The sequence below is a fragment of the Teichococcus aestuarii genome (assembly GCF_003116135.1).
In the GTDB taxonomy this organism is placed as follows: Bacteria; Pseudomonadota; Alphaproteobacteria; order Acetobacterales; family Acetobacteraceae; genus Pseudoroseomonas; species Pseudoroseomonas aestuarii.
In genome coordinates, this window is record NZ_PDOA01000003.1 from 465,172 (window position 1) to 487,119 (window position 21,948).

Consider the following 21,948-nt stretch of genomic DNA (forward strand, 5'->3'; position numbering starts at 1 on the left):
CCCAACTTGCAGCGAGGCGTGGCTTTGCGCGGCGGTTTCAGGCCGCCGCGCCGGCCGGCGGCTCCTCGTTCACCGAGGCCACGCGCCAATGCGCCCCGTGCTTCTCCAGCCGGGTGAGGGAGAGGTTCTTCACCGAGAGCTGGAAGGCCTGGTGCGGGTCGAGCCCCATGGCGTGCGCCACCGCGGCGCGGATCGAGCCGCCATGCGCCACGATCACCACATCCATCCCCTCCAGCCGCTCCGCCATCTCCTCCAGCGCCGGGCCGATGCGGCCGATCACGTCCTGCAGGCTCTCGCCGCCCGGCGGCCGCTCGGCGGCGCCATGCGGCCAGAAGGGGTGCGGCGGCTCGGAGAGCAGCCGGGCCAGCGCCTCATAGGTGATGCCCTGCCATTCGCCGAGATGCTGCTCGGCGAAGCGCGGCTCCACGCTCAGCGCGGCCGTCGGGTAGCCGGCGGCGAAGATCGCCTCGGCCGTGGCGCGGGTGCGCGAGAGCGGGGTGTGGAACCAGCGCGCCCCCTCCGGCAGGCGGCCCGCCAGCCAGGCATAGGCGGCGCTCTCCTGCGCCAGGGCCAGGGAACAGATGGCGACATCCATGTCGCCATACATCACGACACGCGCCGAGGGCTCGACGATGGCGTGGCGGATCAGGAAGAAGCGGGTCGGGGTCACGCCCGACCTGTAGCCCCTTTCGGGCGGCGGCGGAATTGCCGGGACGGCATGGCCGGCCCCGGCCGCCGTCACGCGCATTCACCGCCTGTTCACCCTGAAGGCCGGAAGATGGTGGCGGCGCGGCCCTCCGCGCCCTCCCCTCCGGACCGGATGAAGGCGCGCAGGATGCCCCCCGAATCTCCCCCGATCGCCACGGCCGTGCCGGCCTGGGCGCCCCCGCACCCGCTGCTGGCGGAGCATGCGGCGCGGCTGGCCTTCAGCATGCGCCTGCCCGGCTGGCAGGAGGTGCCGCAGACCCAGGCGGCGATGCGGGTGCTGGCGCATGCCCTGGCGCTGCGGCTGAGCCTGCGGCCGGATCTCAGCCTGGGGCTCGACACCGACCGGCTGCAGGCCACGGCGCCCGAGTCTTCCGCCGAGGTGGAAGCGGCCCTGGCCCGCGCCAGCCAGGCCGCCGTGCCGGACCGCTTCTGGTTCGGCTGAGGCGGGCGGGGCGGCGGGACGCCCCCGCCCGCAGCCCGCTCACTCGCCGCCCGCTCACGCGCCGCCCGCTCACGCGCCGCCCGTTCACTCGCCGATGTTCATCAGCGCGCCGCTGCGCCGCGCCGCCTCGAACTGCGCCATGAAGACGCGGCCGAGCAGCGCCAGCCACAGCGCATCCAGCAGGAAGGCGGCGGCGAGGTGCCAGCCATCCACCCGCCCCTCCAGCAGGGCGGCGCGCATCCCCTCGAACACATGCGCGGCGGGAATGGCCTGCGCCACCCATTGCAGCGGCTGCGGCAGCGTCGCCATCGGGTAGAACACGCAGGCGAAGGGCGTGAGGCCGAACAGCACCGACCAGGCGAGCGGCTCCGCCCCCGCCCCGTGCCGCAGGATCATCGCCGTGACGCCGAGCGCCACCGCCCAGCCCATCAGCATCAGCGCGGCGAAGAACAGCACCACCACCGGCCCCAGTCCGAACAGGCCGAAGCCGTAGAGCAGCCAAGCCAGCCCCACCGCCGGCAGCACGCCGATCAGCATCCTGAGCGTGGCCATGGTGATCAGCCCCGCCACCAGCTCCCCCGGCCGCAGGGGGCTGACGAAGATATGGCCGAGGTTGCGGCTCCAGACCTCCTCCAGGAAGGAGAGGGCGAAGCCCATCTGGCTGCGCAGCGCCACCTCCCACAGCAGCACGCCGCCCAGCAGCACGCCCGCCGCCACCGTGGCCGTGTTCTGCTGCACCCCCGCCAGATAGGCGGTGACGAAGCCCCAGACGAGCATCTGCAGCACCGGCCAGTACATCAGCTCCAGCAGCCGCGGCCAGGAGCGGCGGTAGAGCGCCAGGTGCCGGTAGACCAGGCCCCAGACGCGGCGCGGTGCCCCGTTCATGCTTCCACCCTCCGGTCGCGGGCGATGTCGAGGAAGACATCCTCCAGATTGTCCCGCCCGAAGCGGGCGACGAGATCGGCCGGGCTGCCCTGATCGACCAGCCTGCCGCGCTTCATCATCAGCACATGGCCGCAGAGGCGCTCCACCTCGGCCATGTTGTGGCTGGCCAGGAGTATGGCGCAGCCGCTTTCGGCACGATAATTTTCCAGCCATGTTCGCACCCAGTCGCCGGTGTCCGGGTCGAGGCTGGCGGTGGGTTCGTCCAGCAGCAGCAGCTCGGGGCGGTTCACCAGCGCCTTGGCCAGCGCCACGCGGGTCTTCTGCCCGGCCGAGAGCTGGCCCGCCGGGCGGTGCAGGATCTCCTCCATTTGCAGGGCGGCCGCCAGCTCGGCGATGCGCGCCTCGGTACCGCGCACCCCGTAGAGATGGGCATAGACCCGGAGGTTCTCCGCCACCGTCAGCCGGTGCGGCAGCGCCACATAGGGGGAGGAGAAGTTCATCCGCGCGAGCGCGGCGAAGCGGTCCCGCGCCATGTCGTGCCCCAGCACGGAGACGCGGCCCGCGCTCGGCACCAGCAGGCCGAGCAGCATGGCGATGGTGGTGGTCTTGCCCGCCCCGTTGCCGCCCAGCAGGCCCCAGGTGGCGCCGCGCGGCAGGGTGAAGCTCAGGGACTCCACGGCGGTGGTCTCGCCGTAGCGCTTGGTCAGGCCCTCGGCCTGGATGGCGGCGGATTGCATGGTCCCGATTAGGGGAAGCCGCCGCCGCTTGCCCAGGCCCGCCGCCGTTACAATTTCGCCTGACCTACAGCTCCGCCCGTCCGGAGAGCACCGTCACCACCGCGCCGCCCACCCATACCGTCTCCCCTTCCCGCCGCAGGAAGACGCGGCCGGCACGGCCCAGCACCGTGCCCTGCGCGGCCACGTAGCGCTCCGGCGCCCGGCCGCTGCCGATCAGCCACTGCCCGATGCCGGCATTCAGGCTGCCCGTCACCGGGTCCTCCGGCACGGCGGAGCCGGGGATGAAGGCGCGCAGCTCGAACTGCGCCTCCGTCCCGTCCACCGCCGGGTCCCAGGGCGCCACCACGCCGGGCCACAGCCCTTCCAGCGCCGCGTAATCGGGCTCGATCGCCAGCAGCTCGGCGCGGGAGCGGAGCAGCACCCCCACCCATTCCGGGCCGTTGACGATCCACTCCGCCGCCACGATGGCTTCCGGCGCCAGGCGCAGCCCGCGGGCGAGGCGCGCCAGCACCTCGGGCTCCACCGGCCCGCTGCGGCGCAGCGGCGGGGCGGCGAAGGCCAGTTGCCCGCCCTCCCCCCGCCGGATGCGCACGGGGCCGACGCCGCATTCCTGCACCACCTCCGCCCCCCTGGGCCGCCCGCCCGCCGCCAGCCAGGCATGGCAGCTGCCCAGCGTCGGGTGGCCGGCGAAGGGCAGTTCCCGCTCCGGGGTGAAGATGCGCACCCGGTAATCCGCCTCCGGCAGGGTGGGGCGGAGGAGGAAGGTGGTCTCGCTGAGGTTGGTCCAGTTGGCGAAGGCGGCCATCTGCGCGTCGGAAAGGCTGTCGGCCCCTAGCACCACGGCCAGCGGGTTGCCCTTCAGCGGGGTGGCGGAAAAGACATCGACCTGCTGGAAATCGAGGATCGGCATGGCGGCGGCTCCGGCGCGGGAGGAAGGGCGGCGTTGTTCTTCCACCCGGCCCGCCCGCCTGTCCATCCGGCCGGGCGGCGCTCAGTCCTCGAAGGGCAGGCCCACATAGTTCTCGGCCAGCGCCGTGGCGGCGGCGCGGGAACTGCGCAGCAGGTCGAGCCCCGCCTGGTGGATGCGCTGCTCGAAGGGGCTGTCATCCGGGTTGCGGTGCAGCATGGTGGTCATGGACCAGGAGAAGCGCTCGCCCTTCCAGACGCGGCGCAGGCAGGTGGCGCTGTAGGCGTCCAGCCTCTCCGTGCGGTTGTCGCGGTAGCGGGCCTCCAGGGCGCGGGCCAGCACCACCGCGTCGGCCACCGCCAGGTTCAGCCCCTTGGCGCCGGTGGGCGGGACGATGTGCGCGGCATCGCCCGCCAGGAACAGCCTGCCATGTTGCATCGGCTCGCAGACGAAGCTGCGCAAAGGGATGATGCCCTTCTGGAAGATCTCTCCCCGTTGCAGCACCCAGCCATCGTCGGTGGACAGGCGCGCCTCGAGCTGCGCCCAGATGCGGTCGTCGGGCCAGTTGGTGATGTCGTCCGCCGGATCGCACTGGATGTACATGCGCTGGATCTCGGGCGAGCGCGTGGAGAGCAGCGCGAAGCCCTCGCCCTGGTTGGCGTAGATCAGCTCCGGCCAGGAGAGCGGCGCGCGGGCCAGGATGCCGAGCCAGCCGAAGGGGTAGACCTTCTGGTACTCGGTGCGGCGGCTGGCCGGGATGGCCTGCCGCCCCGGGCCGTGGAAGCCGTCGGCGCCGACGATGTAATCGCAATCCAGCCGCTGCTCCGGGCCGTCGCCATCGGCGCGCCAGGTGAGGAAGGGGCGGTCGGTGTCCACGGCGTGGATGGCGGTGGCCGAGACGCCGAAATGGATGGCGCCGCCATCGGCCAGCCGCGCGGCGATCAGGTCCTTCAGCACCTCGTGCTGGGCATAGACCGTCACCTTCCTGCCGCCGGTGAGGTCCTCCATGTCGAGATGCAGGCGCTGGCGGTTCCATTGCAGGGTGATGCCGGTGTGGAAATGCCCCTCGCGCAGCATCCGCGCGCCGAGGCCCATCGCCGTCATCATCTCGACGAGCCAGTGCTCCAGCACGCCGGCGCGGATGGTGCCCTCCACCTCGGTGCGGCTCCGGCTCTCCAGGATGACGGATTCGATGCCGGCACGGTGCAGGAGGTGGGCCAGGAACAACCCGGCGGGGCCGCAGCCGACGATGCCGACCTGGGTGCGCATGGACTTTTCCTCCGGAGGCTTCTGCTTGGCCGGCACGCTATCCCGCCCCACCGGCGCGGCTGAATGGACGGAAGGGCGAAATCCTGGCACTTTCCCGCCATGGAGATCGTCCCGCGCTTCTTCCTCTACGGCGAGGCCGGGGATGAGGCGGATTCCCGCTTCCTGCACATCGAGACCATCCCCGCCCGCAGCCTGCCGCATGGCTGGCACATCGCGCCGCACCGCCATCCCGGCCTGCTGCAATTGCTGCTGGCCGAGCAGGGCGGCGGCCGCGCGCAGTTCGACGGGCAGGAGCGGGACTTCGCCGCCCCCGCCCTGCTGCTGCTGCCGCCGGCGGTGATCCACGGCTTCACCTTCCAGCCCGGCACGGATGGCTGGGTGCTGAGCCTGACCCTGCCCTGGGCGGCGGAGCTGCTGGCGGAGGACACGCTGCCCGAGGCGGCGCTGCTGCTGCCGCTGGAGCCGGCGGCGCTGGTTGCCCACCGCGTGCCGCAGCGCTTCGCCGAGCTGGCGGAGGAATTCGCCGCCCACCGGCCCGGGCGGAGCGCGGCGCTGGCGGCGCAGCTGCGGCTGCTGCTCATCGCCCTGGCGCGGCTGCGCGCCGGGCAGCCGCGCGCGGACGCCGCCGCCAGCGCCGGCACGCTGCACTTCGCCCGCTTCCGCGCCCTGGTGGAGCAGTGGTTCCACGAGCCGCGCCCGATCGCCGACTACCAGAAGGCGCTGGGCCTTTCCGAGAAGCGCCTGGCCGCGCTCTGCCGCGCCGCCGCCGGGCGCACGCCGCTGCAGATCCTCAACGCCCGGCGCATCACCGAGGCGCGGCGCAGCCTGCGCTACTCCTCCCTCTCGGTGGCCGAGATCGGCTACGGGCTCGGCTTCCGCGACCCGGCCTATTTCTCGCGCTTCTTCCGCCGCATGACGGGGCTGACCCCCGGCCAGGCGCGCGATGGGTAGCCCGCGCGACCTGCTGGGCGGCCTCTCGCGCGGCCTGGCCGTGATCGAGGCGTTCCACGCCCTGCCGGGGCAGGCCGGCGAGGGCCGCGCCAGCATCGCCGAGATCGCCCGCGCCACGGGCATGACGCGGGCGGCGGCACGGCGCTGCCTGCTCACCCTGGTCTCGCTGGGCTATGCCGAGGCGGATGGGCGCGGCTTCGCCCTCACCCCCCGCGTGCTGCGGCTGGGCGGCGCCTGGCTGGCCAGCGCCACCCTGCCCGAACAGCTCCAGCCGCAGCTCGACGCCGTGCGCGAGGCGACGGGCGAGAGCTGCTCCGCCGCCATCCTCGACGGGGCGGAGGTGGTCTACATCGCCCGCGCGGCGGCGGCGCGCATCGCCTCCGTGGCGCTGGGGGTGGGCAGCCGGCTGCCGGCGCATTGCACGGCGCTGGGGCGGGCGCTGCTCTCTGCCCAGCCGGAGCCGCTGGTGGACCAGTTCGTGGCGCGCCTCGCCCCCGCCGCGCTCACCGCCCACACCCGCACCACCCGCAGCGCGATCCGCGCCGCCATCCGCGAGGCGCGGGCGCACGGCTACGCACTGGTGGACGAGGAGCTGGAGATCGGGCTGCGTTCCGTTGCCGTGCCGGTGCGCGACCAGCGCGGGCGCTGCGTCGCCGCCATCAACATCGGCGTGCGGACGGCGCGCGCGCCGGACGAGGTGCTGCGGGAGCGGTTGCTGCCGGCCCTGCTCCACGCGGCCGCCGAGTTGCGGCGGACCATCCCGGGCTAGGCGCGGCCCTTCCCTTCAGCCGGCCGGTGCGCTCCGGCCGCGACGGGCCGTGGCGCGCGGCGGCTTCGCTGTGTCTTCCCGGGCCGTGTCCTCCCGGATGGACGCCACGGCGGCGCGGCGCTTCGCCCCCGGCAGGGCGGGCGCCCGGCGCGCGGCGGCCTTCGCCTTCTCCGACTGGGCGATCAGCTTCTCCCGCACCGCCACCGTGGCGTGGCGGAAGGCCGCCTTGCGGTGGACCTCGGGGATGCCCTCCAGGGCGGCCAGGATGGCGCTGGTCAGGGCGCGGGTGCCGCGCGGGGCGGGCTTGGCAGGGGTGGACTTGGCAGGGGTGGGCATGTGTCCGTGTTCCTTGCTGCGGGGAATCAGGGGTGGCGGGCGGCTCAGCGCAGCAGCCAGGACAGGGCGCGCCGCAGCGCCGCGGTGCCGTCCCGCTCGAACCAGGCGCCATGGGCGAAGATCACCCGCTCCGGCTGCCATGCCAGCATCTGCCGGGCGGCCTCGGCGGCCTCCCGGCGGCGCAGGCGCAGAAGGGCGCGCAGATAGGCCGGCGTGCCGCCCTCCGGCGCCATGACGCCGGCCAGCCGCGCCAGGGGGCGCACCAGGGGCGGCAGCTTGCCGGGCTCCAGGTTCTGCACCAGGTCGGTCAGCAGCAGGCTGCGGCTCGGCTGGTGGAAGAAGGCCACCTCGCGGAAGCCGCCGGCCCCGGGCACGACGCGCTGCTCGATCTCCCCGGCCCAGGGCTCCGGCGCGGCGCCGGCAAGGTCGTGGTCCAGCCGCAGGCGGGATTTCCGCACGGCGCGGCGCCGCCGCAGCTCCGGTGCCGCCCAGATCCTGGCTTCCGGGCAATGGCGCTGCCAGGCCTGCAGGAAGGACCAGTGCGCGATGTTGGGCGCGACCAGGTGGTGGATCGGGCCGATCTCCTGCAGCGCGCGCTGCAATGCATCGGTATGGCGGGTGGGCGAGTGCAGCCAGAGCCCGCCATCCCGCAGGCGGAGCACCGTCATGCGCACTGGCAGGGGAAGGCCCAGGACGCGCAGCGGGCCGCTGTCCACGATCCAGAGCCCCTCCGCCACCGGCTTCGGCTGATCGAGGGGCGGATAGGTGGCGGGATGGGCAGGCTCGGCCATGCGCGTCCTTGCTGTCCGGATGCGCCAGCAGGAAGCGGGCGCAGGGTCGTTCCCGGGGGCTAACGCCCCGGAGGAGGCGGCTGTTGCGGCCGGAGCTGCCAGGATGCCCGTTGTGCGGATAGCGCACGCCGTTGCGGCCCCGCGCATGGCGGACCTAGTCTCGCCCACCGCAAGAAGAACAGGGAACGCCATGACCCAGCAGGGACACCCCGAGGGAACGATCCGATGATCAACAAGACCGTGCGCGACATGGCCGAGGCCATGCAGGGCCTCGCCGACGGCGCCACCGTGCTGGTGGGCGGCTTCGGCTCGGTCGGCCAGCCGGACGCGCTGATCGACGGGCTGATCGAGCAGGGGGCGAAGGACCTCACCATCGTCGCCAACAATGCCGGCGCCGGGCGCGTCGGGCTGGCGCGGCTGATGGAGCTGGGGCGGGTGCGCAAGATCATCTGCTCCTTCCCGCGCAGCGCCGGCTCGGTGGTGTTCGAGGAGCTGTACAAGGCCGGGAAGCTGGAGCTGGAGATCGTGCCGCAGGGCACGCTGGCCGAGCGGATGCGCGCCGCCGGCGCCGGGGTGCCCGCCTTCTACACCCCCACCGGCTACGGCACGCTGCTGACCGAGGGCAAGCCCACCGCCGAGTTCAACGGCCGCCCCTGCGTGCTGGAGCACGCCCTGCCCGGCGACGTGGCGCTGGTGCAGGCGCACAAGGCGGACCGCTGGGGCAACCTCACCTACCGGCGCTCGGGCCGCAACTTCAACCCGGTGATGGCCATGGCCGCGAAGCTCACCATCGCGCAGGTGGACATGATCGAGCCGCTCGGCACGCTGGACCCGGAGGAGGTCGTCACCCCCGGCATCTTCGTCGACCGCGTCCTGCTGCACCCCGTCGCCTGACCCTTGGGCCTGAGAGGATCCTCCCCATGAGCGAGACAAGCTTCACGCCCCTCTCCCGCAAGCAGATGGCCGCACGGGTGGCGCAGGACATCCCCGAGGGCTGGTACGTCAACCTCGGCATCGGCATCCCGACGCTGGTGGCCGATTTCGTCCCCGCCGAGCGCGAGGTGGTGTTCCACTCCGAGAACGGCGTGCTGGGCATGGGCCCCGCCCCCGCGCCGGACGACGCCGACCCCTGGCTGATCAACGCCGGCAAGCAGCAGGTGACGCTGCTGCGCGGCGGCGCCTATGTGCACCACGCCGACAGCTTCGCCATGATCCGCGGCGGGCATCTCGACCTCTGCGTGCTCGGCGCCTTCGAGGTGGCGGAGAATGGCGACGTCGCCAACTGGGCGACCTCGGCCAACGACACCGCCCCCGCCGTCGGCGGCGCCATGGACCTCGCGGCCGGCGCCAAGCGGCTGTGGGTGGTGATGGAGCACACCACCAAGGAGGGCCGCTCCAAGCTGGTGCACCGCTGCGGCTACCCGCTGACGGCCATGCGCGCCGTGCGCCGCGTCTACACCAACCTCGCCGTGCTGGACGTGACGGAGCAGGGCTTCGCGGTGGTGGACATGGCCCCCGGCCTCAGCTTCGACGACCTCCAGGCGCGCACCGACGCGCCGCTGCGCAAGGCCTGACACACCGCGATGCGTGACGCCTTCATCTGCGACGCCGCCCGCACGCCCATCGGCCGCCATGCCGGCGCGCTGGCGGCGGTGCGCGCCGATGACCTCGCCGCCGTGCCGATCAAGGCGCTGATGGCCCGCCACCGCGGGCTCGACTGGGGCGCGCTGGACGACATCGTCCTCGGCTGCGCCAACCAGGCGGGGGAGGACAACCGCAACGTGGCGCGCATGGCCGGGCTGCTGGCCGGCCTGCCGGATGGCGTGCCGGGCAGCACCGTCAACCGGCTCTGCGGCTCCGGGCTCGACGCCACCGGCATCGCCGCCCGCGCCATCAAGTCCGGCGAGGCGGAGCTGATGCTGGCCGGCGGCGTGGAGAGCATGACGCGCGCGCCCTTCGTCATGGGCAAGAACGCCGAGCCCTTCGGCCGGCAGGCGGAGATGTACGACACCACCATCGGCTGGCGCTTCGTCAACCCGCTGATGCGGGCGCAGTACGGCGCCGAATCCATGCCGGAGACGGCGGAGAACGTCGCGGCCGATTTCCAGATCGGCCGCGCCGACCAGGACGCCTTCGCCTTCCGCAGCCAGCAGCGGGCCAGGCGCGCCATGGAGAATGGCCGCTTCGCCGAGGAGATCGTCCCCGTCGAGATCCGCCGCCGCAAGGGCGGGCCGGTGATCGTGCGGCAGGACGAGCACCCCCGCCCGGACACCACGCCGGAGATGCTGGCGCGCCTGCCCGCCCCCTTCCGCCGCGAGGGCGGCACGGTGACGGCGGGCAACGCCTCGGGCGTGAATGACGGCGCCTGTGCCATCCTGCTGGCCAGCGAGGCGGCGGCGGCCACGCACGGCCTGGTGCCGCGCGCCCGCGTGGTGGCTTGCGCCACCGCCGGCGTGCCGCCGCGCATCATGGGCTTCGGCCCGGCGCCCGCCACCCGCAAGGTGCTGGACAGGGCCGGCCTCGACCTCTCCGACATCGACGTGATCGAGCTGAACGAGGCCTTCGCCGCCCAGGCCCTCGCCGTGACGCGCGACCTCGGCCTGCCGGACGACGCCGAGCATGTGAACCCGAATGGCGGCGCCATCGCGCTCGGCCACCCGCTCGGCATGTCCGGCGCGCGGCTGGTGCAGACGGCGGTGGCCGAGCTGCACCACCGTGAGGCGCGCTACGCGCTGGTGACGATGTGCATCGGCGTCGGCCAGGGCATTGCCATGGTGCTGGAGCGGGTCTGAGCCCTCCGGGGCCGCTTCCCCGCTTCCAGCCCCGGCGCCGTCAGGGCTGGCGGAGATTCTCGCAGGATGTCCACCACTCGGTCGGCACCGCCGCGCTGGTGATGGCGCCAACGATACCCTGGCTCTCGCCGAAATTCATGACGCAGACCGGGCCGGCGGGGGAATCGACGCGGGTGACGGTCACGGTGCGGCAGCCATCGGGGTTGAGATTGCCGCCGCTCTGGAGGATCTGCTCCGTCTTCTCGCGGGAGGGGCAGGCGGTCATCCGGAGAGGCTCGGCGCTCCGGGCCGGCGACAGGGACGCCAGGGGCGCGGCCGCGAGGATGCCGGCAGCGATGATCAGGCAGGGGCGCATCATCCGCTTCCTTCGTCTTGGGGGCGAACAGATCTACGCGGCAGGGCGGGTTGAAGTTTCGGCCGCGGCAGGGGCAATGACATCAACGCTGCGGGCGCGGTCCCGCGGCCCGGAACGCCTGCCTTCCTGCCGCCTCAGCGGCGGAAGGCCAGGCTGTCTTCCGCCGGCGCCTCCAGCGCGGCCAGCAGGGCGGCGCGGTGCGGCGAGAGGGCGCAGGCGGGGTCGGCCTGGGTGGCGTCGCCGGTCAGCGCCAGCGCCTGGCAGCGGCAGCCGCCCCAATCCACCTCCCGCCGGTCGCAGGAGCGGCAGGGCTCCGGCATCCAGGCGGTGCCGCGGAAGCGGTTGAAGGCCTCCGCGCCATACCAGATCCCGGCCAGCGACTGTTCCGTCACGCGCGGGAAGCTGAGGCCGGGGATGGTCTCGGCGGCGTGGCAGGGCAGCACGGCGCCGCTCGGCGTCACGTTCAGGAACTGCCGGCCCCAGCCGCCCATGCAGGCCTTGGGGCGGCTGGCATGGTAGTCCGGCGCCACGAAGTCGATCGCCATGCGGCCCTGCAGCCGCTCCCGCGCCGCCAGCACGGTGGCGCGCGATTCCGCCACCTGCGCGGCGCTCGGCATCAGCGCCGCGCGGTTGCGCAGCGCCCAGCCATGGTACTGGGTGTGCGCGATCTCCAGCCGCCCGGCGCCGAGCCTTTCCGCCAGCGCGATCATCGCCTCCACCGAATCCAGGTTGCCCCGGTGCAGCACCACGTTGATGGTCAGCGCCAGCCCGGCGGCGTGGATGCCCTCCACCAGCGCCAGCTTGCGCGCATGGCCGCCGCGGAAATTGCCGATGCGGTCGGCCGCCGCCGCCTCGGCGTGCTGCAGGCTGAGCTGCACATGCGCCAGCCCGGCATCGGCCAGGGCGCGCAGCCGGGCACCGTTCAGCAGCACGCCGGAGGTGATGAGGTTGGTGTAGAGCCCCGCCTCGGCGGCGGTGGCGGTGATGGCCTCCAGGTCCGGCCGCGCCGCCGGCTCGCCGCCCGAGAGATGCAGTTGCAGCACGCCGAGCGCCGCCGCCTCGCGCATCACCCGCTGCCATGTGGCGGTGTCTAGCTCGGCGCCGCGCTTCTCCAGGTCGGTGGGGTTGGAGCAGTAGGGGCAGCCCAGCGGGCAGCGATGCGTCAGCTCCGCCAGCAGCCCGATCGGCGGCGGGATGCTCCCGCTCACGGCCGCACCAGCCCCTGCGCGCGAAGATCGTCCAGCACCGCCGCCACGTCGGCGGCGATCTCCTCCGCCGGCGCGTCGTATTCGGCGGCGAGCTGCGCGGCGATGGCGGCGACGTCCCGCGTGCCGTCCAGCAGGGCCAGGATGGCGTGGGAGGTCTCGTCCAGCACCAGCACGCGCTCAGGCGCCAGCAGCACCCATTGCCCGCGCGCCGCATCGTGCCGCAGCCGGGCGTGCGGCGAGAGGCGGGGGGCCTCGCTCATCGGGGCCGGAAGCCGCCGGGCGGGATCAGCCCGGGCGTGACATAGGCGTGGTGCAGCGCGTCGAGCTGCGCCCAGAGCACGTCGCACTTGAAGCGCAGCGCCTCCAGCACCTGCTCCTGCTGCTCCGGCGTGCGCGCCTCGCGCTTGACGAAATCCAGCGCGAAGTCGGAATCGCGCGGCGCCTGCGTCATGCGGTGGCCGAAATAGCGCAGCGTGTCCTCGCTGATAAAGTCGTAGTGCCGCAGCATGCCCGAGACGCGCTCGGAGATGATGGTGGGCGAGAACAGCTCGGTCAGCGAGGAAGCCACCGCCTCCAGCAGCGACTTGTCGCGCACGTAGCGCACATAGGCATCCACCGCGAAGCGCGTGGCGGGCAGGATGCCGCGCCCGGCCTCGACATCGGCGCGGTCCAGCCTCAGCCCGTCGGTCAGCGCCAGCCAGCGGTTGATGCCGCCATCCGTGCCGTCCGTGCCGTCATGGTCCTCGATGCGGCGGCGCCATTCGCGGCGCAGCGCCGGGTCCTCGGCGCGGGAGAGGAAGGCGGCGTCCTTCAGCGGGATGCGGCTCTGGTAGTAGTAGCGGTTCAGCGCCCAGGCCTGCACCTGCCCCTTGTCCAGCCGCCCCTCATGCAGCAGGCGGTGGAAGGGGTGCAGGTTGTGGTAGCGCTCGGCGCCGATCCGCCGCAGCGCGGCCTCGAGTTCGTCGGGCGTCATCGGCCGCGTCACCATGCCAGCTCCATGCCGTCCTCCGCCACCGCCCAGCCCAGCGCCGCGGCCTGGGCACGCTCCGCCGAATCGGACCGCAGCAGCGGGTTGGTGTTGTTGATGTGCACGAGCACGCGCCGGCCGATCGCCAGCCCCGCCAGCGCCGCCAGCGAGCCATCCTCGCCCGAGAGCGGCTGGTGGCCCATGCGGCGGCCGGTCTTCTCGCCGACGCCGGCGCGGCGCAGCTCGTCATCGGTCCAGACCGTGCCGTCGAACAGCAGCAGCGCGGCGCCATCGAGGCGCGCGCGCAGCTCCGGGGTCACGGCGTGGCAGCCCGGGATGTAGTAGGCGCGCCGGCCATCGGGCGCGGTGAGCTCCACCGCCACCGTGTCCTCCGCATCCGCAGTAGTGCCCGCCTCCAGGTAGAGGGGCGGCTTGCCCGGCACGGCGAAGAGCCGCAGCGTCAGCCCCGGCAGTTCCCATGCCTCGCCCAGGGCCAGCGGCGCGCGCCGCACATGCCCGGGGCTCAGCGCCTCGAAGATGCTGTTGTCGCGCAGGATGCCGAGCACGCGCGGGGTGGCGCGCAGCCCGTAGCCCTGCCGCTCCCGCAGCGAGAGCAGCCCGGCGATGTGGTCGATCTCGCCGCTGGTCAGCAGCACCTGCGCGATGGGGCTGTGCCGCGGCGCCGCCCCCGGCTGCAGGGCCGGGGTGGCGGCGATCTGCCGCAGCACATCCGGCGAGGCGTTCACCAGCAGCCAGGTGCCATCGGCCAGCGCCACCGCCAGGGCGGACTGGGTGCGGGGGGAGAGGCGGGGGTCGCCCGCCCAGGCCAGCCGACAATTCTCGCAGGCGCAGTTCCATTGCGGGAAGCCGCCACCCGCCGCCGAGCCCAGGATGATGAGCCGCATCTCCCGCCCGGGATTACTCGGCGGTGGCGTAGGAGTTGATCTCCATGCCGGTGCAGAGGGTGACGATGCGGGGCTTGGTCCAACGCTTCATGAGGGCCTCCTGGCGGTCGGGACGGGACGCTGCGCGGGCCGGCACCGGAGGGGTGCGGCCACACCGGCCCAACGTGGCGGCGCGGCGGGGGGTTTCACACCCTCCCCGCCCGGTCACGGCGGCGCGAGGCGCCCCAACCGGACCATGGCGGCGCCGTTGCACTGGCATCGCCGACCCTTCGCAGGAGATCCTCCCCGATGGCCGCACCCTCCCGCCGCCTTCTGCTGGGCTCCGCCCTGGGCCTCTCCCTCGGCGCCTGGGCCGGCCGCGCCCCGGCGGCGACGGGCCCCGACCCCCGCCTGCCGCCGCCCGACCTGAGCCACGCGGTGCAGAACTACTCCCGCCAGCTGGGCTGGCCGGACGGGGTGACGCCCCGCGCGCCGGAGGGCTTCACCGTCAATGCCTTCGCCACCGGGCTGGACAGCCCGCGCTGGATGCACCGCCTGCCGAATGGCGACATCCTGGTGGCCGAGGCGCGCACCGTGCCCAAGCCGCCGGAGAATGCCGAGGACCGCGAGAAGCTGGAGAAGCAGCGCGCCGCCGGCACCATCGCCGGCGAAAGCGCCAACCGCGTCACCCTGCTGCGCGACGCCGATGGCGACGGCGTGGCGGAGACGCGGCAGGTGCTGCTCACCGGGCTGAAACAGCCCTTCGGGATGCTGTGGCAGAATGGCTGGCTCTACATCGCCAACACCGACGCGCTGATGCGCTACCGCTACACGCCGGGCGGCGACCGCATCGACCCCGCCACCGCCCAGCGCCTGCTGGACCTGCCCGCCGGCGGCTACAACAACCACTGGACGCGCAACGTCGTCGCCGCGCCGGACGGGCGGAAGCTCTATGTCACGGTGGGCTCCGCCAGCAACAATGGCGAGTTCGGCATGGAGCGCGAGGCGCGCCGCGCCGCCATCCTCGAGATCGACCCGGAGGGCGGCAGCCAGCGCATCTTCGCCCACGGCCTGCGCAACCCGAACGGGCTGGACTGGGAGCCGCAGACCGGCGCCCTCTGGACCGCCGTGAACGAGCGCGACAACATTGGCGACGACCTGGTGCCGGACTACATCACCAGCGTGCGGGAAGGCGGCTTCTATGGCTGGCCCTATGCCTATTGGGGCCGCAACCCGGACCCGCGCATGGCCCAGGAGCGGCCCGACCTGGTGGCGCAGAGCCTCAAGCCGGACTACGCGGTGGGCAGCCACACCGCCTCGATCGGCCTCGCCTTCCTGCGCCAGGGGGATGGCTTCCCCGCCCGCTACCGGGGCGGCGCCTTCGTGGCGCAGCGCGGCTCCTGGAACCGGGTGCCCTTCTCCGGCTACCAGCTCGCCTTCATCCCCTTCGCCGATGGCCGGCCGAGCGGGCCGCTGGAGCCCTTCCTCACCGGCTTCATGCCCGACAGCGGAACGGGCGAGACCTATGGCCGGCCGGTCGGCGTCATCGAGGACGGCCGCGGCGCCCTGCTGGTGACGGACGACACGGGCAACCGCATCTGGCGGGTCGCCCCCGCCCGCTGAGCCGGGGGGCTGCCCCTGCCCCTGCCCCTGCCCCTGTCCCTGGCCTCGCGCGCTGCGCCGCAGCGCGTGATGACGGGTGCCGACAACGGAACGGCCGGCCGAGGGTTATAGTGGCGTCCCGCCTCGCGCATGGCGCGTGCAGGCTTCGCTTGTCCGGTGTGTTCCTTCATGTCCATTCCGGCGCCCGGCCGGTTACCCCCCGGCCTCAGGGTCTACGCCATCGGTGATGTGCATGGCTGCGCCACGAAGCTGGCCAGGCTGCACGCGATGGTGGCGGAGGATTGGGCCCGCCGCCCGGCCGAGCGCTGCGCCCTGGTGCATCTCGGCGACTATGTGGACCGCGGCCCGGACAGCGCGGCGGTGCTCGACCGGCTCTGCGGCGAAAGCCCCGTGCCCGGCGCCGAGCGTGTGCATCTGCGCGGCAACCACGAGGCGATGATGCTGGATTCGCTCGCCGCCGGCCCCGGCACGGTGGCCGAGGATGTCTGGCTGTGGAATGGCGGCGACGCCACCCTCTCCAGCTATGGCGTCTGCCAGGGGCCGCCGGTGCTGCCGCTGCGGCACCGGGCGCTGCTGGCCACCATGCCGCTGCGATGGGAGGCGGGGGATTATCTTTTCGTCCATGCCGGCATCGATCCGCGCCGGCCGCTGGCGGCGCAGCGCAACCAGGACCTGCTGTGGATCCGCGAGCCCTTCCTCTCCTGGCCCCGCCCGCTGCCCAAGGTGGTGGTGCACGGGCACACCCCCTGCCGCGCGCCGGAGCTGCGCCCGAACCGCATCGGCATCGACACCGGGGCGGTCGCCGGCGGACCGCTGACCTGCCTGGTGCTGGAAGCCGCGCAACTTCGTTTCCTCTCCGTATGAGAGGGCGCCTTGCGCGTGGCCGCAGGGCTGCGCTAGGCAGCTTGCCAATGCAAGGCCCCGTGCCCCCCTCTGCCCCTCCGGGCGCCCTCCCCGGCGCCCTCCCGGCCTCCCCGCAGGACGGCGCCGCCGCCTCGCCGGTGGAGTCTCCGCCGGAGACCGGAACCCCCGTGGACGCCGCCGACCTCGCCGAGGCCGTGCGGCAGCTCAAGCGCGCCTCCGTCCTGGTGGTGGGCGACGCCATGCTGGACCGCTACGTCTATGGCCGCGTCACGCGCATCAGCCCGGAGGCACCGGTCCCGGTGCTGGGGGTGGAGCGCGAGGTGGCCATGCCCGGCGGCGCCGGCAACGTGGTGCGCAACCTCACCGCGCTGGGCGCGGCGGTGGCCTTCCTCTCCGTGGTGGGCGACGACCAGGCGGGCAGCGACCTGACCGGGCTGATCGGCGGCCAGCCGCGCGTCGAGCCCTGGCTGCTGGTGCAGGGCGGCCGCGCCACCACCACCAAGACCCGCTTCATCGCCAACGGGCAGCAGATGCTGCGGGCCGACCACGAGATCGCCCGCGCCGTGCATCCGCGCCTCGCGGACCGGCTGGTGCGCATCGCCACCGACACGGTGGCCGCCACCTCGGTGATGGTGCTCTCCGACTACCGCAAGGGCGTGCTGGCGGGCGACGTGCCGGAGCGGCTGATCGCCGCCGCCAAGGCCGCCGGCCGCCGCATCGTGGTGGACCCGAAGGGCGAGGATTTCTCCCGCTACGCGGGGGCCGACGTGATCACCCCCAACCGCGCCGAGCTGGCGCTGGCCACCGGCATGCCGGTGGACACGGAGGAGGAGATCGTCGCCGCCGCGCGGGCGCTGCAACGGCACCATGGCTTCCCCGCCGTGCTCGTCACCCGCTCCGAGGATGGCATGACGCTGCTGGAGGGCGACGTGGTGCACCACCTGCCGGCCGAGGCGCCGGAGGTGCACGACGTCTCCGGCGCGGGCGACACGGTGGTGGCGGTGCTGGCCGCCGGCTACGCGGCCGGGCTGCCGCTGCCGCTGGCGGCGCGCATCGCCAACATCGCCGGCGGGCTGGTGGTGGGCAAGGTGGGCACCGCCGTGGCGCGGGAGGCCGACCTGCTGGAGGCCCTCACCCCCGAGCGCGGCGCGCTGCGCAAGGTGCTGCGCCGCGCCGCCGCGGCCGAGCAGGTGGAGCGCTGGCGCCAGCGCGGCTGGCGCGTCGGCTTCACCAATGGCTGCTTCGACCTGCTGCACCCCGGGCATGTGCACCTGCTGGAGCAGGCCCGCTCCTGGTGCGACCGCCTGGTGGTGGGCGTCAACGCCGATTCCAGCGTCAAGCGGCTGAAGGGCCCGGCGCGCCCGATCCAGCCCGAGGCGGCGCGCGCCGCCGTGCTGGCCTCGCTGGCCACCGTCGACCTGGTGACGGTCTTCGAGGAGGACACGCCGGTGGAGCTGATCGAGCTGCTGCGCCCCGACGTGCTGGTGAAGGGCGCCGACTACACGGTGGACCAGGTGGTGGGTGGCGAGCTGGTGCAGGAATGGGGGGGCGTGGTGAAGCTGGCGGCGCTGCTGCCGGGCAATTCCACCACCGCCACCGTGGCGCGGATGCGGGGCTGAACCGCCCTATGCGCTGGGAAACGCTGTTCGAGAGGCGCCGCTTCCTCTCGGACGCGGCCCGGCCGGCCCCCAACCGCAACGCCTTCCAGATCGACCAGGACCGCATCGTCTTCAGCCGCCCCTTCCGGCGGCTGCAGCAGAAGACCCAGGTCCACCCCCTGCCCTTCAACGCGCATGTGCGCAACCGCCTGCTGCACACGCTGGAGGTGGCCTCGGTGGGCCGCTCGCTGGGCTTCGCCGTGGGCTCCCGGCTGGCGGGCGAGCTGCGCGCGGCCGGCCACACGCCGGACGACCTGGGCTATCTCGTGCAGGCCGTCTGCCTGGCGCACGACATCGGCAACCCGCCCTTCGGCCATGCCGGGGAGGAGGTGATCGCCACCTTCATGGCGCGCTGGATGGAGGCCGAGGGCCGCCCCAGCGGGCTGGGGCTGGACGAGGACCTGCGCTTCTTCGACGGCAACGCCCAGGGCTTCCGCATCCTGACGCGGGCCGATGGCTACCGCGAGCGCGGCGGGCTGAAGCTGACCTCCGCCAGCCTCGGCGCCTTCCTGAAATATCCCTGGGATGCCCTGGACCCCCGCGCCGCGCGGCAGGGCCGGGCGGGCGTGAAGTTCAACCATTTCGCCACCGAGCGCGAGGCCTTCGCCGCCGTCACCGCCGCCTGCGGCCTGGGCGGCGCCCATGCCCGCCACCCGGCCGTCTGGCTGATGGAGGCGGCGGACGACATCACCTACGGCCTCGCCGACCTCGAGGACGCGGTGGAGTTGCAGATCGTCCCCTACGCCACCTACGAGGCGCTTGTGGCGCCCCTGGCACGGGTCGAGGCCGGCCGGCTGGCGGATGAGGACACCGAGGCGCAGAAGGTGGCGCTGCTGCGCTCCGGCGCCATCGGCCGGCTGATCGGCGCCGTCACGGAAGCCTATTGCGAACACCACCCGCGCTTCATGGCCGGCGCGATGCCGGCGGGCGAGTCGCTGATCGGGCTGTGCGAGGCGGAGCTGCGCGGGCTGTTCCGCGCCGTGCAGGACACCAACCGCGACACGCTCTACTTCCACCCGCGCAAGGCCGAGTTCGAGATCGGCGCCTGGGACGTGCTGGAGAAGACGCTGGCGGTGTTCCTGGAAGCCTGCCTGGCGGTGGCGCGGCACGGCTTCGACGACATTCCCTCGCGCCCCCGGCAGGCGCTCTCGCTGATGCAGGACTACCACCCGAAGCCAGGCTTCTCCCCGAGCGAGACGATCCGCTGCGCGATCGACTTCGTGGCGGGCATGACCGACAACTACGCTGCCCATCTCGCCGCCCGGCTGCGCGGACTGTGAGAGGAGAGCCAACGGCTCCCCTCCCTTGCACCCGTCCTGGCAGCCGGCCCGGCGGACGCGCTCAGTTGGCGCTTGAAGGCCGCTGCTGCTGCGTGGGATTGCTGCCCGGCGGCCCCACCTCCCGGGTCTCCAGCGACGGTGCGCCGGTGGTGTGCTGCGACGGCGCGCCGCCGGGCTGCGGCGGGCCGCCGCCACGCTCGGGCCGGCTGGCGGCGTTGCCCGGCGTCGGCGTGGTGGGGCCGCTGGGCGCAGCGCCGCTGTTGTTGCCGGTGCCGCTCTTGGCCTCCGGCCCGCTCAGCGTGGCGCCGTTCTCCAGCCCCGGGCGTGGGCCGAGCGGGTTCTGCGCCAGCAGGAAGCGCGGCGTGGCCTCGCTGCGGCGGTCCGGGCGGGACGGGGCCACGTCCTCCGTCCGGGGCGTGGTGTCCAGTTCGCGCTCCGCCGCGGTGCCGGGCGGGTTGCCGGGCTTGCCGTCCGACTGGCCGGGATAGGCGCCGGAGGTGTTGGTGCCGGCGGCACGGTCCAGCGCGCGGGTGGCCTCCGTGCCCGGCGGGTTGCCGGGCGTGCCGTCCGACTGGCTGGGGTAGGCGCCGGAGGTGTTGGTGCCGGCGGCGCGGTCCAGCGCGCGGGTGGCACTGTTGTTCTGCAGGGTCTGCCTGTCCGACTCGCCGGGCGCTGGCCCCGGCGTGGCAGCAGGAGGGGCGGAGCGGGTGTCCTGGGCCAGGGCCGGGCCGGCCACCAGGGCGGCGGCGGCGGCCAGGGCCAGCAGGTAGGGGCGCGCGTTGGCGGTCATCTCTTCCTCCGTCATGGGCGCGGGGCGCGCCGTCATGGAGGAAAACCACCCCGCCGGGGCGGGGTTGCGCGGGTTCAGGCCGGCGGCTCGCGCGCCACCAGGATGTTCATCAGCCCGCCCGGCTGGTTGGCCAGCTTGCCCCAACTGACCGCCTCCAGCTTCCCGGTGCCGCCGATCAGCCAGGCGGAAAGCCCCAGCCCCTGGAACTGCGCCGCCACCTCGGAGGCGCCGACGCCCGAGCGGGCCATCAGCGCCGGGGCGAACTCCATCATGATGCGCACATCGGGCGAGCGCTCCAGCAGCTGCGCCATGCCGCGCAGCGCCCGGCCCTCATAGCCTTCCACATCCATCTTGATGACATCGACGGTGTAGGAAGGGTCGGGGAACATCTCGTCCAGCACCACGACATCCACCGTGACGCTCTCGGCCTTGCTGCGGGCCGGGTTCATCTGGATGTTGCCGCCGCCGGACATGCTGGGGTTGAAGGTGAGCACCGCCTGCCCCTTCGCGTCGCCTACCGCGACGGCGTGCAGCCTGGCCCATTTGTAGCCGTTGGCGCGCAGCGAGGCGGCTGACAGCTCGGCCAGCCGGGGGTTGGGCTCGAAAGCCTCGACCTGCCCTGTGGCGCCGGTCAGCTTCGCCGCGTGCAGGGCGTAGAAGGCATGGTTGGCGCCGATGTCGAACACGGTGTGCCCCGGCTTCACCAGCCGGCGGAACAGCTCCAGGTAGTTGCTCTCCCACCGGCCGACGGTGAGGAGGTGCACGCCGATGTCCTGGCTGCGGGTATCGACATAGATCCGCTGCCCCGTCTCCAGGAAGGTCAGCGCCGTGTGGTCGCCCAGGTAGAGCGACTGGGCGTTCATCATGCGGCTGGTGCGGGTGGCGAAGAACGAGGTGATCTCCTCCAGCCGCTTGCCGATGTGGTCGAGCTTGGCGCCAAGGCGCTGCTCGACCTGATCCATACGGCTTTCCAGCGCGGCAATACGGGCCGAAAGCTCCTGCTCGCTCATCGCGATCTCCTCATGCGGGGCCGGATGTTAGAGAGGCGGGATTCAGCCCGCAATCGGGCCGCCCCGGCCGCTCACCGCGGCCGCAGGTAGCTCTTGCGGTCCAGATACCCCTTGCGCCAGCGGGTGATGGCCATGCGCTCGAACAGCCCCGCCTTGGTGAAGGGATCGGCGTTGATGAAGGCCTCCGCCTCGGCGCGGGTCTCGACATCGACGATGTAGAAGCCGCCGCCGGCGTCGCTGCCGTCGTCCTTCAGCTTGGCGCCGCAGGCCAGCAGCCGGTCGACCTGCGATTCGAGGTAGTCGATGTGCTCCTCGCGCGTGGCCTGGCGCAGCGCCTGGCTGTCGGGCTTGTCGAAGGTCTCGATGATGTAGGGCATGAAGAGGGCTTCCTCCGTCTTGTCTTGGACGGTGGCAGCCTAGCGCCTGCGGCGCCCCGCGCCAGCCCTCCCCTTGCCGGATCCGGCCAGCGGAGGGCGCGGCGAAGGAAGGGGGCGCGGACCGGGGTTGCACGCCCTGCCCGCGTGCAAAATCAATCACCGGCGGTGTCCCCCTTCAGGTACCGCGCGGCTGGATCAGGCGGTTCGCATAGTGCGCCCGATCCCCCCGGCCCGCTTCCGGTCTCCGGCCCCCCCTGCGGGCCGGAAACCGATTCCCGCTGCGGCATCGGGGCTGACGGAACCCGGGGGGAGAGTGCGGGATCCGGTGACGCGGTGGGACGGTAG

General features: G+C 73.4%; 26 protein-coding genes. 10 read left to right on the plus strand and 16 right to left on the minus strand.

Annotation, left to right across the window (positions count from 1 at the left end; all coding sequences use genetic code 11):
- Positions 1 to 37 precede the first annotated feature (37 nt).
- Entirely contained in the window at positions 38 to 670 is a 633-nt protein-coding gene (locus CR165_RS07635) for a histidine phosphatase family protein (protein ID WP_109516425.1), read from the minus strand.
- A 165-nt stretch (positions 671 to 835) separates the two neighbouring features.
- Here CR165_RS07635 and CR165_RS24420 point away from each other — a divergent pair, with 165 nt between their 5' ends.
- The gene (locus CR165_RS24420; protein WP_146201850.1) at positions 836 to 1,150 is read left to right on the plus strand and encodes a hypothetical protein; all 315 of its coding nucleotides are present in this window, start codon (positions 836 to 838) and stop codon (positions 1,148 to 1,150) included.
- 84 nt (positions 1,151 to 1,234) lie between these two features.
- Here CR165_RS24420 and CR165_RS07650 read toward each other — a convergent pair whose 3' ends face one another.
- The 4 genes from CR165_RS07650 to CR165_RS07665 all read right to left on the minus strand — a co-directional run bounded on the left by CR165_RS07650 (position 1,235) and on the right by CR165_RS07665 (position 4,948).
- Entirely contained in the window at positions 1,235 to 2,035 is an 801-nt protein-coding gene (locus CR165_RS07650) for an ABC transporter permease (RefSeq protein WP_109516357.1), read from the minus strand.
- Entirely contained in the window at positions 2,032 to 2,772 is a 741-nt protein-coding gene (locus CR165_RS07655; protein ID WP_109516358.1) for an ABC transporter ATP-binding protein, read from the minus strand. Before CR165_RS07655 ends, CR165_RS07650 begins: the two co-directional genes overlap by 4 nt.
- Positions 2,773 to 2,836: 64 nt before the next feature.
- Positions 2,837 to 3,682: a PhzF family phenazine biosynthesis protein gene (locus CR165_RS07660; RefSeq protein WP_109516359.1), complete on the minus strand. Its 846-nt coding sequence runs from the start codon at positions 3,680 to 3,682 to the stop codon at positions 2,837 to 2,839.
- Positions 3,683 to 3,763: 81 nt separating this feature from the next.
- On the minus strand, positions 3,764 to 4,948 hold the full coding sequence (locus CR165_RS07665; protein ID WP_109516360.1) for a 4-hydroxybenzoate 3-monooxygenase: 1,185 nt from the start codon (positions 4,946 to 4,948) through the stop codon (positions 3,764 to 3,766).
- Positions 4,949 to 5,047: 99 nt separating this feature from the next.
- Here CR165_RS07665 and CR165_RS07670 point away from each other — a divergent pair, with 99 nt between their 5' ends.
- Together CR165_RS07670 and CR165_RS07675 are read left to right on the plus strand one after the other, a co-directional pair.
- Positions 5,048 to 5,899, plus strand: coding sequence for a helix-turn-helix domain-containing protein (locus CR165_RS07670; RefSeq protein WP_181378042.1), 852 nt, complete (start codon positions 5,048 to 5,050; stop codon positions 5,897 to 5,899).
- Entirely contained in the window at positions 5,892 to 6,668 is a 777-nt protein-coding gene (locus CR165_RS07675) for an IclR family transcriptional regulator domain-containing protein (RefSeq protein ID WP_109516362.1), read from the plus strand. The genes CR165_RS07670 and CR165_RS07675 overlap by 8 nt, the downstream gene beginning before the upstream one ends.
- A 15-nt stretch (positions 6,669 to 6,683) precedes the next feature.
- Here CR165_RS07675 and CR165_RS24940 read toward each other — a convergent pair whose 3' ends face one another.
- Complete coding sequence (locus tag CR165_RS24940; protein WP_181378043.1) at positions 6,684 to 7,004, minus strand: hypothetical protein; 321 nt, start codon at positions 7,002 to 7,004, stop codon at positions 6,684 to 6,686.
- A gap of 44 nt (positions 7,005 to 7,048) precedes the next feature.
- A complete protein-coding gene (locus CR165_RS07680) occupies positions 7,049 to 7,795 on the minus strand; it encodes a DUF4336 domain-containing protein (RefSeq protein ID WP_109516363.1) in 747 nt (248 codons plus the stop codon).
- 225 nt (positions 7,796 to 8,020) lie between these two features.
- Here CR165_RS07680 and CR165_RS07685 point away from each other — a divergent pair, with 225 nt between their 5' ends.
- Genes CR165_RS07685 through pcaF form a run of 3 tightly spaced genes read left to right on the plus strand, consistent with a single transcriptional unit; the run spans position 8,021 to position 10,587 of the window.
- Positions 8,021 to 8,689 carry a 3-oxoacid CoA-transferase subunit A gene (locus CR165_RS07685; RefSeq protein WP_109516364.1) on the plus strand — a complete coding sequence of 223 codons (669 nt, stop codon included), beginning with the start codon at positions 8,021 to 8,023 and terminating at the stop codon, positions 8,687 to 8,689.
- 26 nt (positions 8,690 to 8,715) lie between these two features.
- Positions 8,716 to 9,369: a 3-oxoacid CoA-transferase subunit B gene (locus CR165_RS07690; protein WP_109516365.1), complete on the plus strand. Its 654-nt coding sequence runs from the start codon at positions 8,716 to 8,718 to the stop codon at positions 9,367 to 9,369.
- A 9-nt stretch (positions 9,370 to 9,378) separates the two neighbouring features.
- Positions 9,379 to 10,587 (plus strand): 3-oxoadipyl-CoA thiolase, encoded by a 1,209-nt coding sequence (gene pcaF, locus CR165_RS07695; RefSeq protein WP_109516366.1) that lies wholly within the window; start codon positions 9,379 to 9,381, stop codon positions 10,585 to 10,587.
- A gap of 40 nt (positions 10,588 to 10,627) precedes the next feature.
- Here the strand turns inward: pcaF and CR165_RS07700 are convergent, their stop codons facing one another.
- The 6 genes from CR165_RS07700 to pqqA form a co-directional block, all read right to left on the minus strand.
- Positions 10,628 to 10,942, minus strand: coding sequence for a hypothetical protein (locus tag CR165_RS07700; RefSeq protein ID WP_146201851.1), 315 nt, complete (start codon positions 10,940 to 10,942; stop codon positions 10,628 to 10,630).
- A 134-nt stretch (positions 10,943 to 11,076) separates the two neighbouring features.
- Positions 11,077 to 12,150, minus strand: coding sequence for a pyrroloquinoline quinone biosynthesis protein PqqE (gene pqqE / locus CR165_RS07705; protein ID WP_109516368.1), 1,074 nt, complete (start codon positions 12,148 to 12,150; stop codon positions 11,077 to 11,079).
- Entirely contained in the window at positions 12,147 to 12,410 is a 264-nt protein-coding gene (gene pqqD, locus CR165_RS07710) for a pyrroloquinoline quinone biosynthesis peptide chaperone PqqD (protein WP_109516369.1), read from the minus strand. Before pqqD ends, pqqE begins: the two co-directional genes overlap by 4 nt.
- A complete protein-coding gene (gene pqqC / locus CR165_RS07715; protein ID WP_109516370.1) occupies positions 12,407 to 13,138 on the minus strand; it encodes a pyrroloquinoline-quinone synthase PqqC in 732 nt (243 codons plus the stop codon). Before pqqC ends, pqqD begins: the two co-directional genes overlap by 4 nt.
- On the minus strand, positions 13,132 to 14,022 hold the full coding sequence (gene pqqB / locus CR165_RS07720; RefSeq protein ID WP_109516371.1) for a pyrroloquinoline quinone biosynthesis protein PqqB: 891 nt from the start codon (positions 14,020 to 14,022) through the stop codon (positions 13,132 to 13,134). Before pqqB ends, pqqC begins: the two co-directional genes overlap by 7 nt.
- A 13-nt stretch (positions 14,023 to 14,035) precedes the next feature.
- The gene (pqqA, locus tag CR165_RS24945; RefSeq protein ID WP_181378044.1) at positions 14,036 to 14,158 is read right to left on the minus strand and encodes a pyrroloquinoline quinone precursor peptide PqqA; all 123 of its coding nucleotides are present in this window, start codon (positions 14,156 to 14,158) and stop codon (positions 14,036 to 14,038) included.
- A 152-nt stretch (positions 14,159 to 14,310) separates the two neighbouring features.
- On the opposite strand from pqqA, the gene CR165_RS07730 reads away from it, so the two are divergent.
- The 4 genes from CR165_RS07730 to dgt all read left to right on the plus strand — a co-directional run bounded on the left by CR165_RS07730 (position 14,311) and on the right by dgt (position 19,426).
- Positions 14,311 to 15,624: a PQQ-dependent sugar dehydrogenase gene (locus tag CR165_RS07730; RefSeq protein WP_109516373.1), complete on the plus strand. Its 1,314-nt coding sequence runs from the start codon at positions 14,311 to 14,313 to the stop codon at positions 15,622 to 15,624.
- A gap of 168 nt (positions 15,625 to 15,792) precedes the next feature.
- Positions 15,793 to 16,488 carry a metallophosphoesterase family protein gene (locus tag CR165_RS07735; protein WP_109516374.1) on the plus strand — a complete coding sequence of 232 codons (696 nt, stop codon included), beginning with the start codon at positions 15,793 to 15,795 and terminating at the stop codon, positions 16,486 to 16,488.
- A 47-nt stretch (positions 16,489 to 16,535) separates the two neighbouring features.
- Positions 16,536 to 18,107: a D-glycero-beta-D-manno-heptose-7-phosphate kinase gene (gene rfaE1 / locus CR165_RS07740; protein ID WP_245906217.1), complete on the plus strand. Its 1,572-nt coding sequence runs from the start codon at positions 16,536 to 16,538 to the stop codon at positions 18,105 to 18,107.
- An 8-nt stretch (positions 18,108 to 18,115) separates the two neighbouring features.
- On the plus strand, positions 18,116 to 19,426 hold the full coding sequence (gene dgt / locus CR165_RS07745; RefSeq protein ID WP_109516376.1) for a dGTP triphosphohydrolase: 1,311 nt from the start codon (positions 18,116 to 18,118) through the stop codon (positions 19,424 to 19,426).
- 61 nt (positions 19,427 to 19,487) lie between these two features.
- On the opposite strand, the gene CR165_RS24950 is transcribed toward dgt, so the two are convergent.
- From CR165_RS24950 to CR165_RS07760, 3 genes are all read right to left on the minus strand, one after another.
- The gene (locus tag CR165_RS24950) at positions 19,488 to 20,216 is read right to left on the minus strand and encodes a hypothetical protein (protein ID WP_181378045.1); all 729 of its coding nucleotides are present in this window, start codon (positions 20,214 to 20,216) and stop codon (positions 19,488 to 19,490) included.
- Positions 20,217 to 20,290: 74 nt separating this feature from the next.
- The gene (locus tag CR165_RS07755; RefSeq protein WP_109516377.1) at positions 20,291 to 21,226 is read right to left on the minus strand and encodes an FkbM family methyltransferase; all 936 of its coding nucleotides are present in this window, start codon (positions 21,224 to 21,226) and stop codon (positions 20,291 to 20,293) included.
- Positions 21,227 to 21,297: 71 nt separating this feature from the next.
- Positions 21,298 to 21,603, minus strand: coding sequence for a YciI family protein (locus CR165_RS07760; protein ID WP_109516378.1), 306 nt, complete (start codon positions 21,601 to 21,603; stop codon positions 21,298 to 21,300).
- Positions 21,604 to 21,948 lie beyond the last annotated feature (345 nt).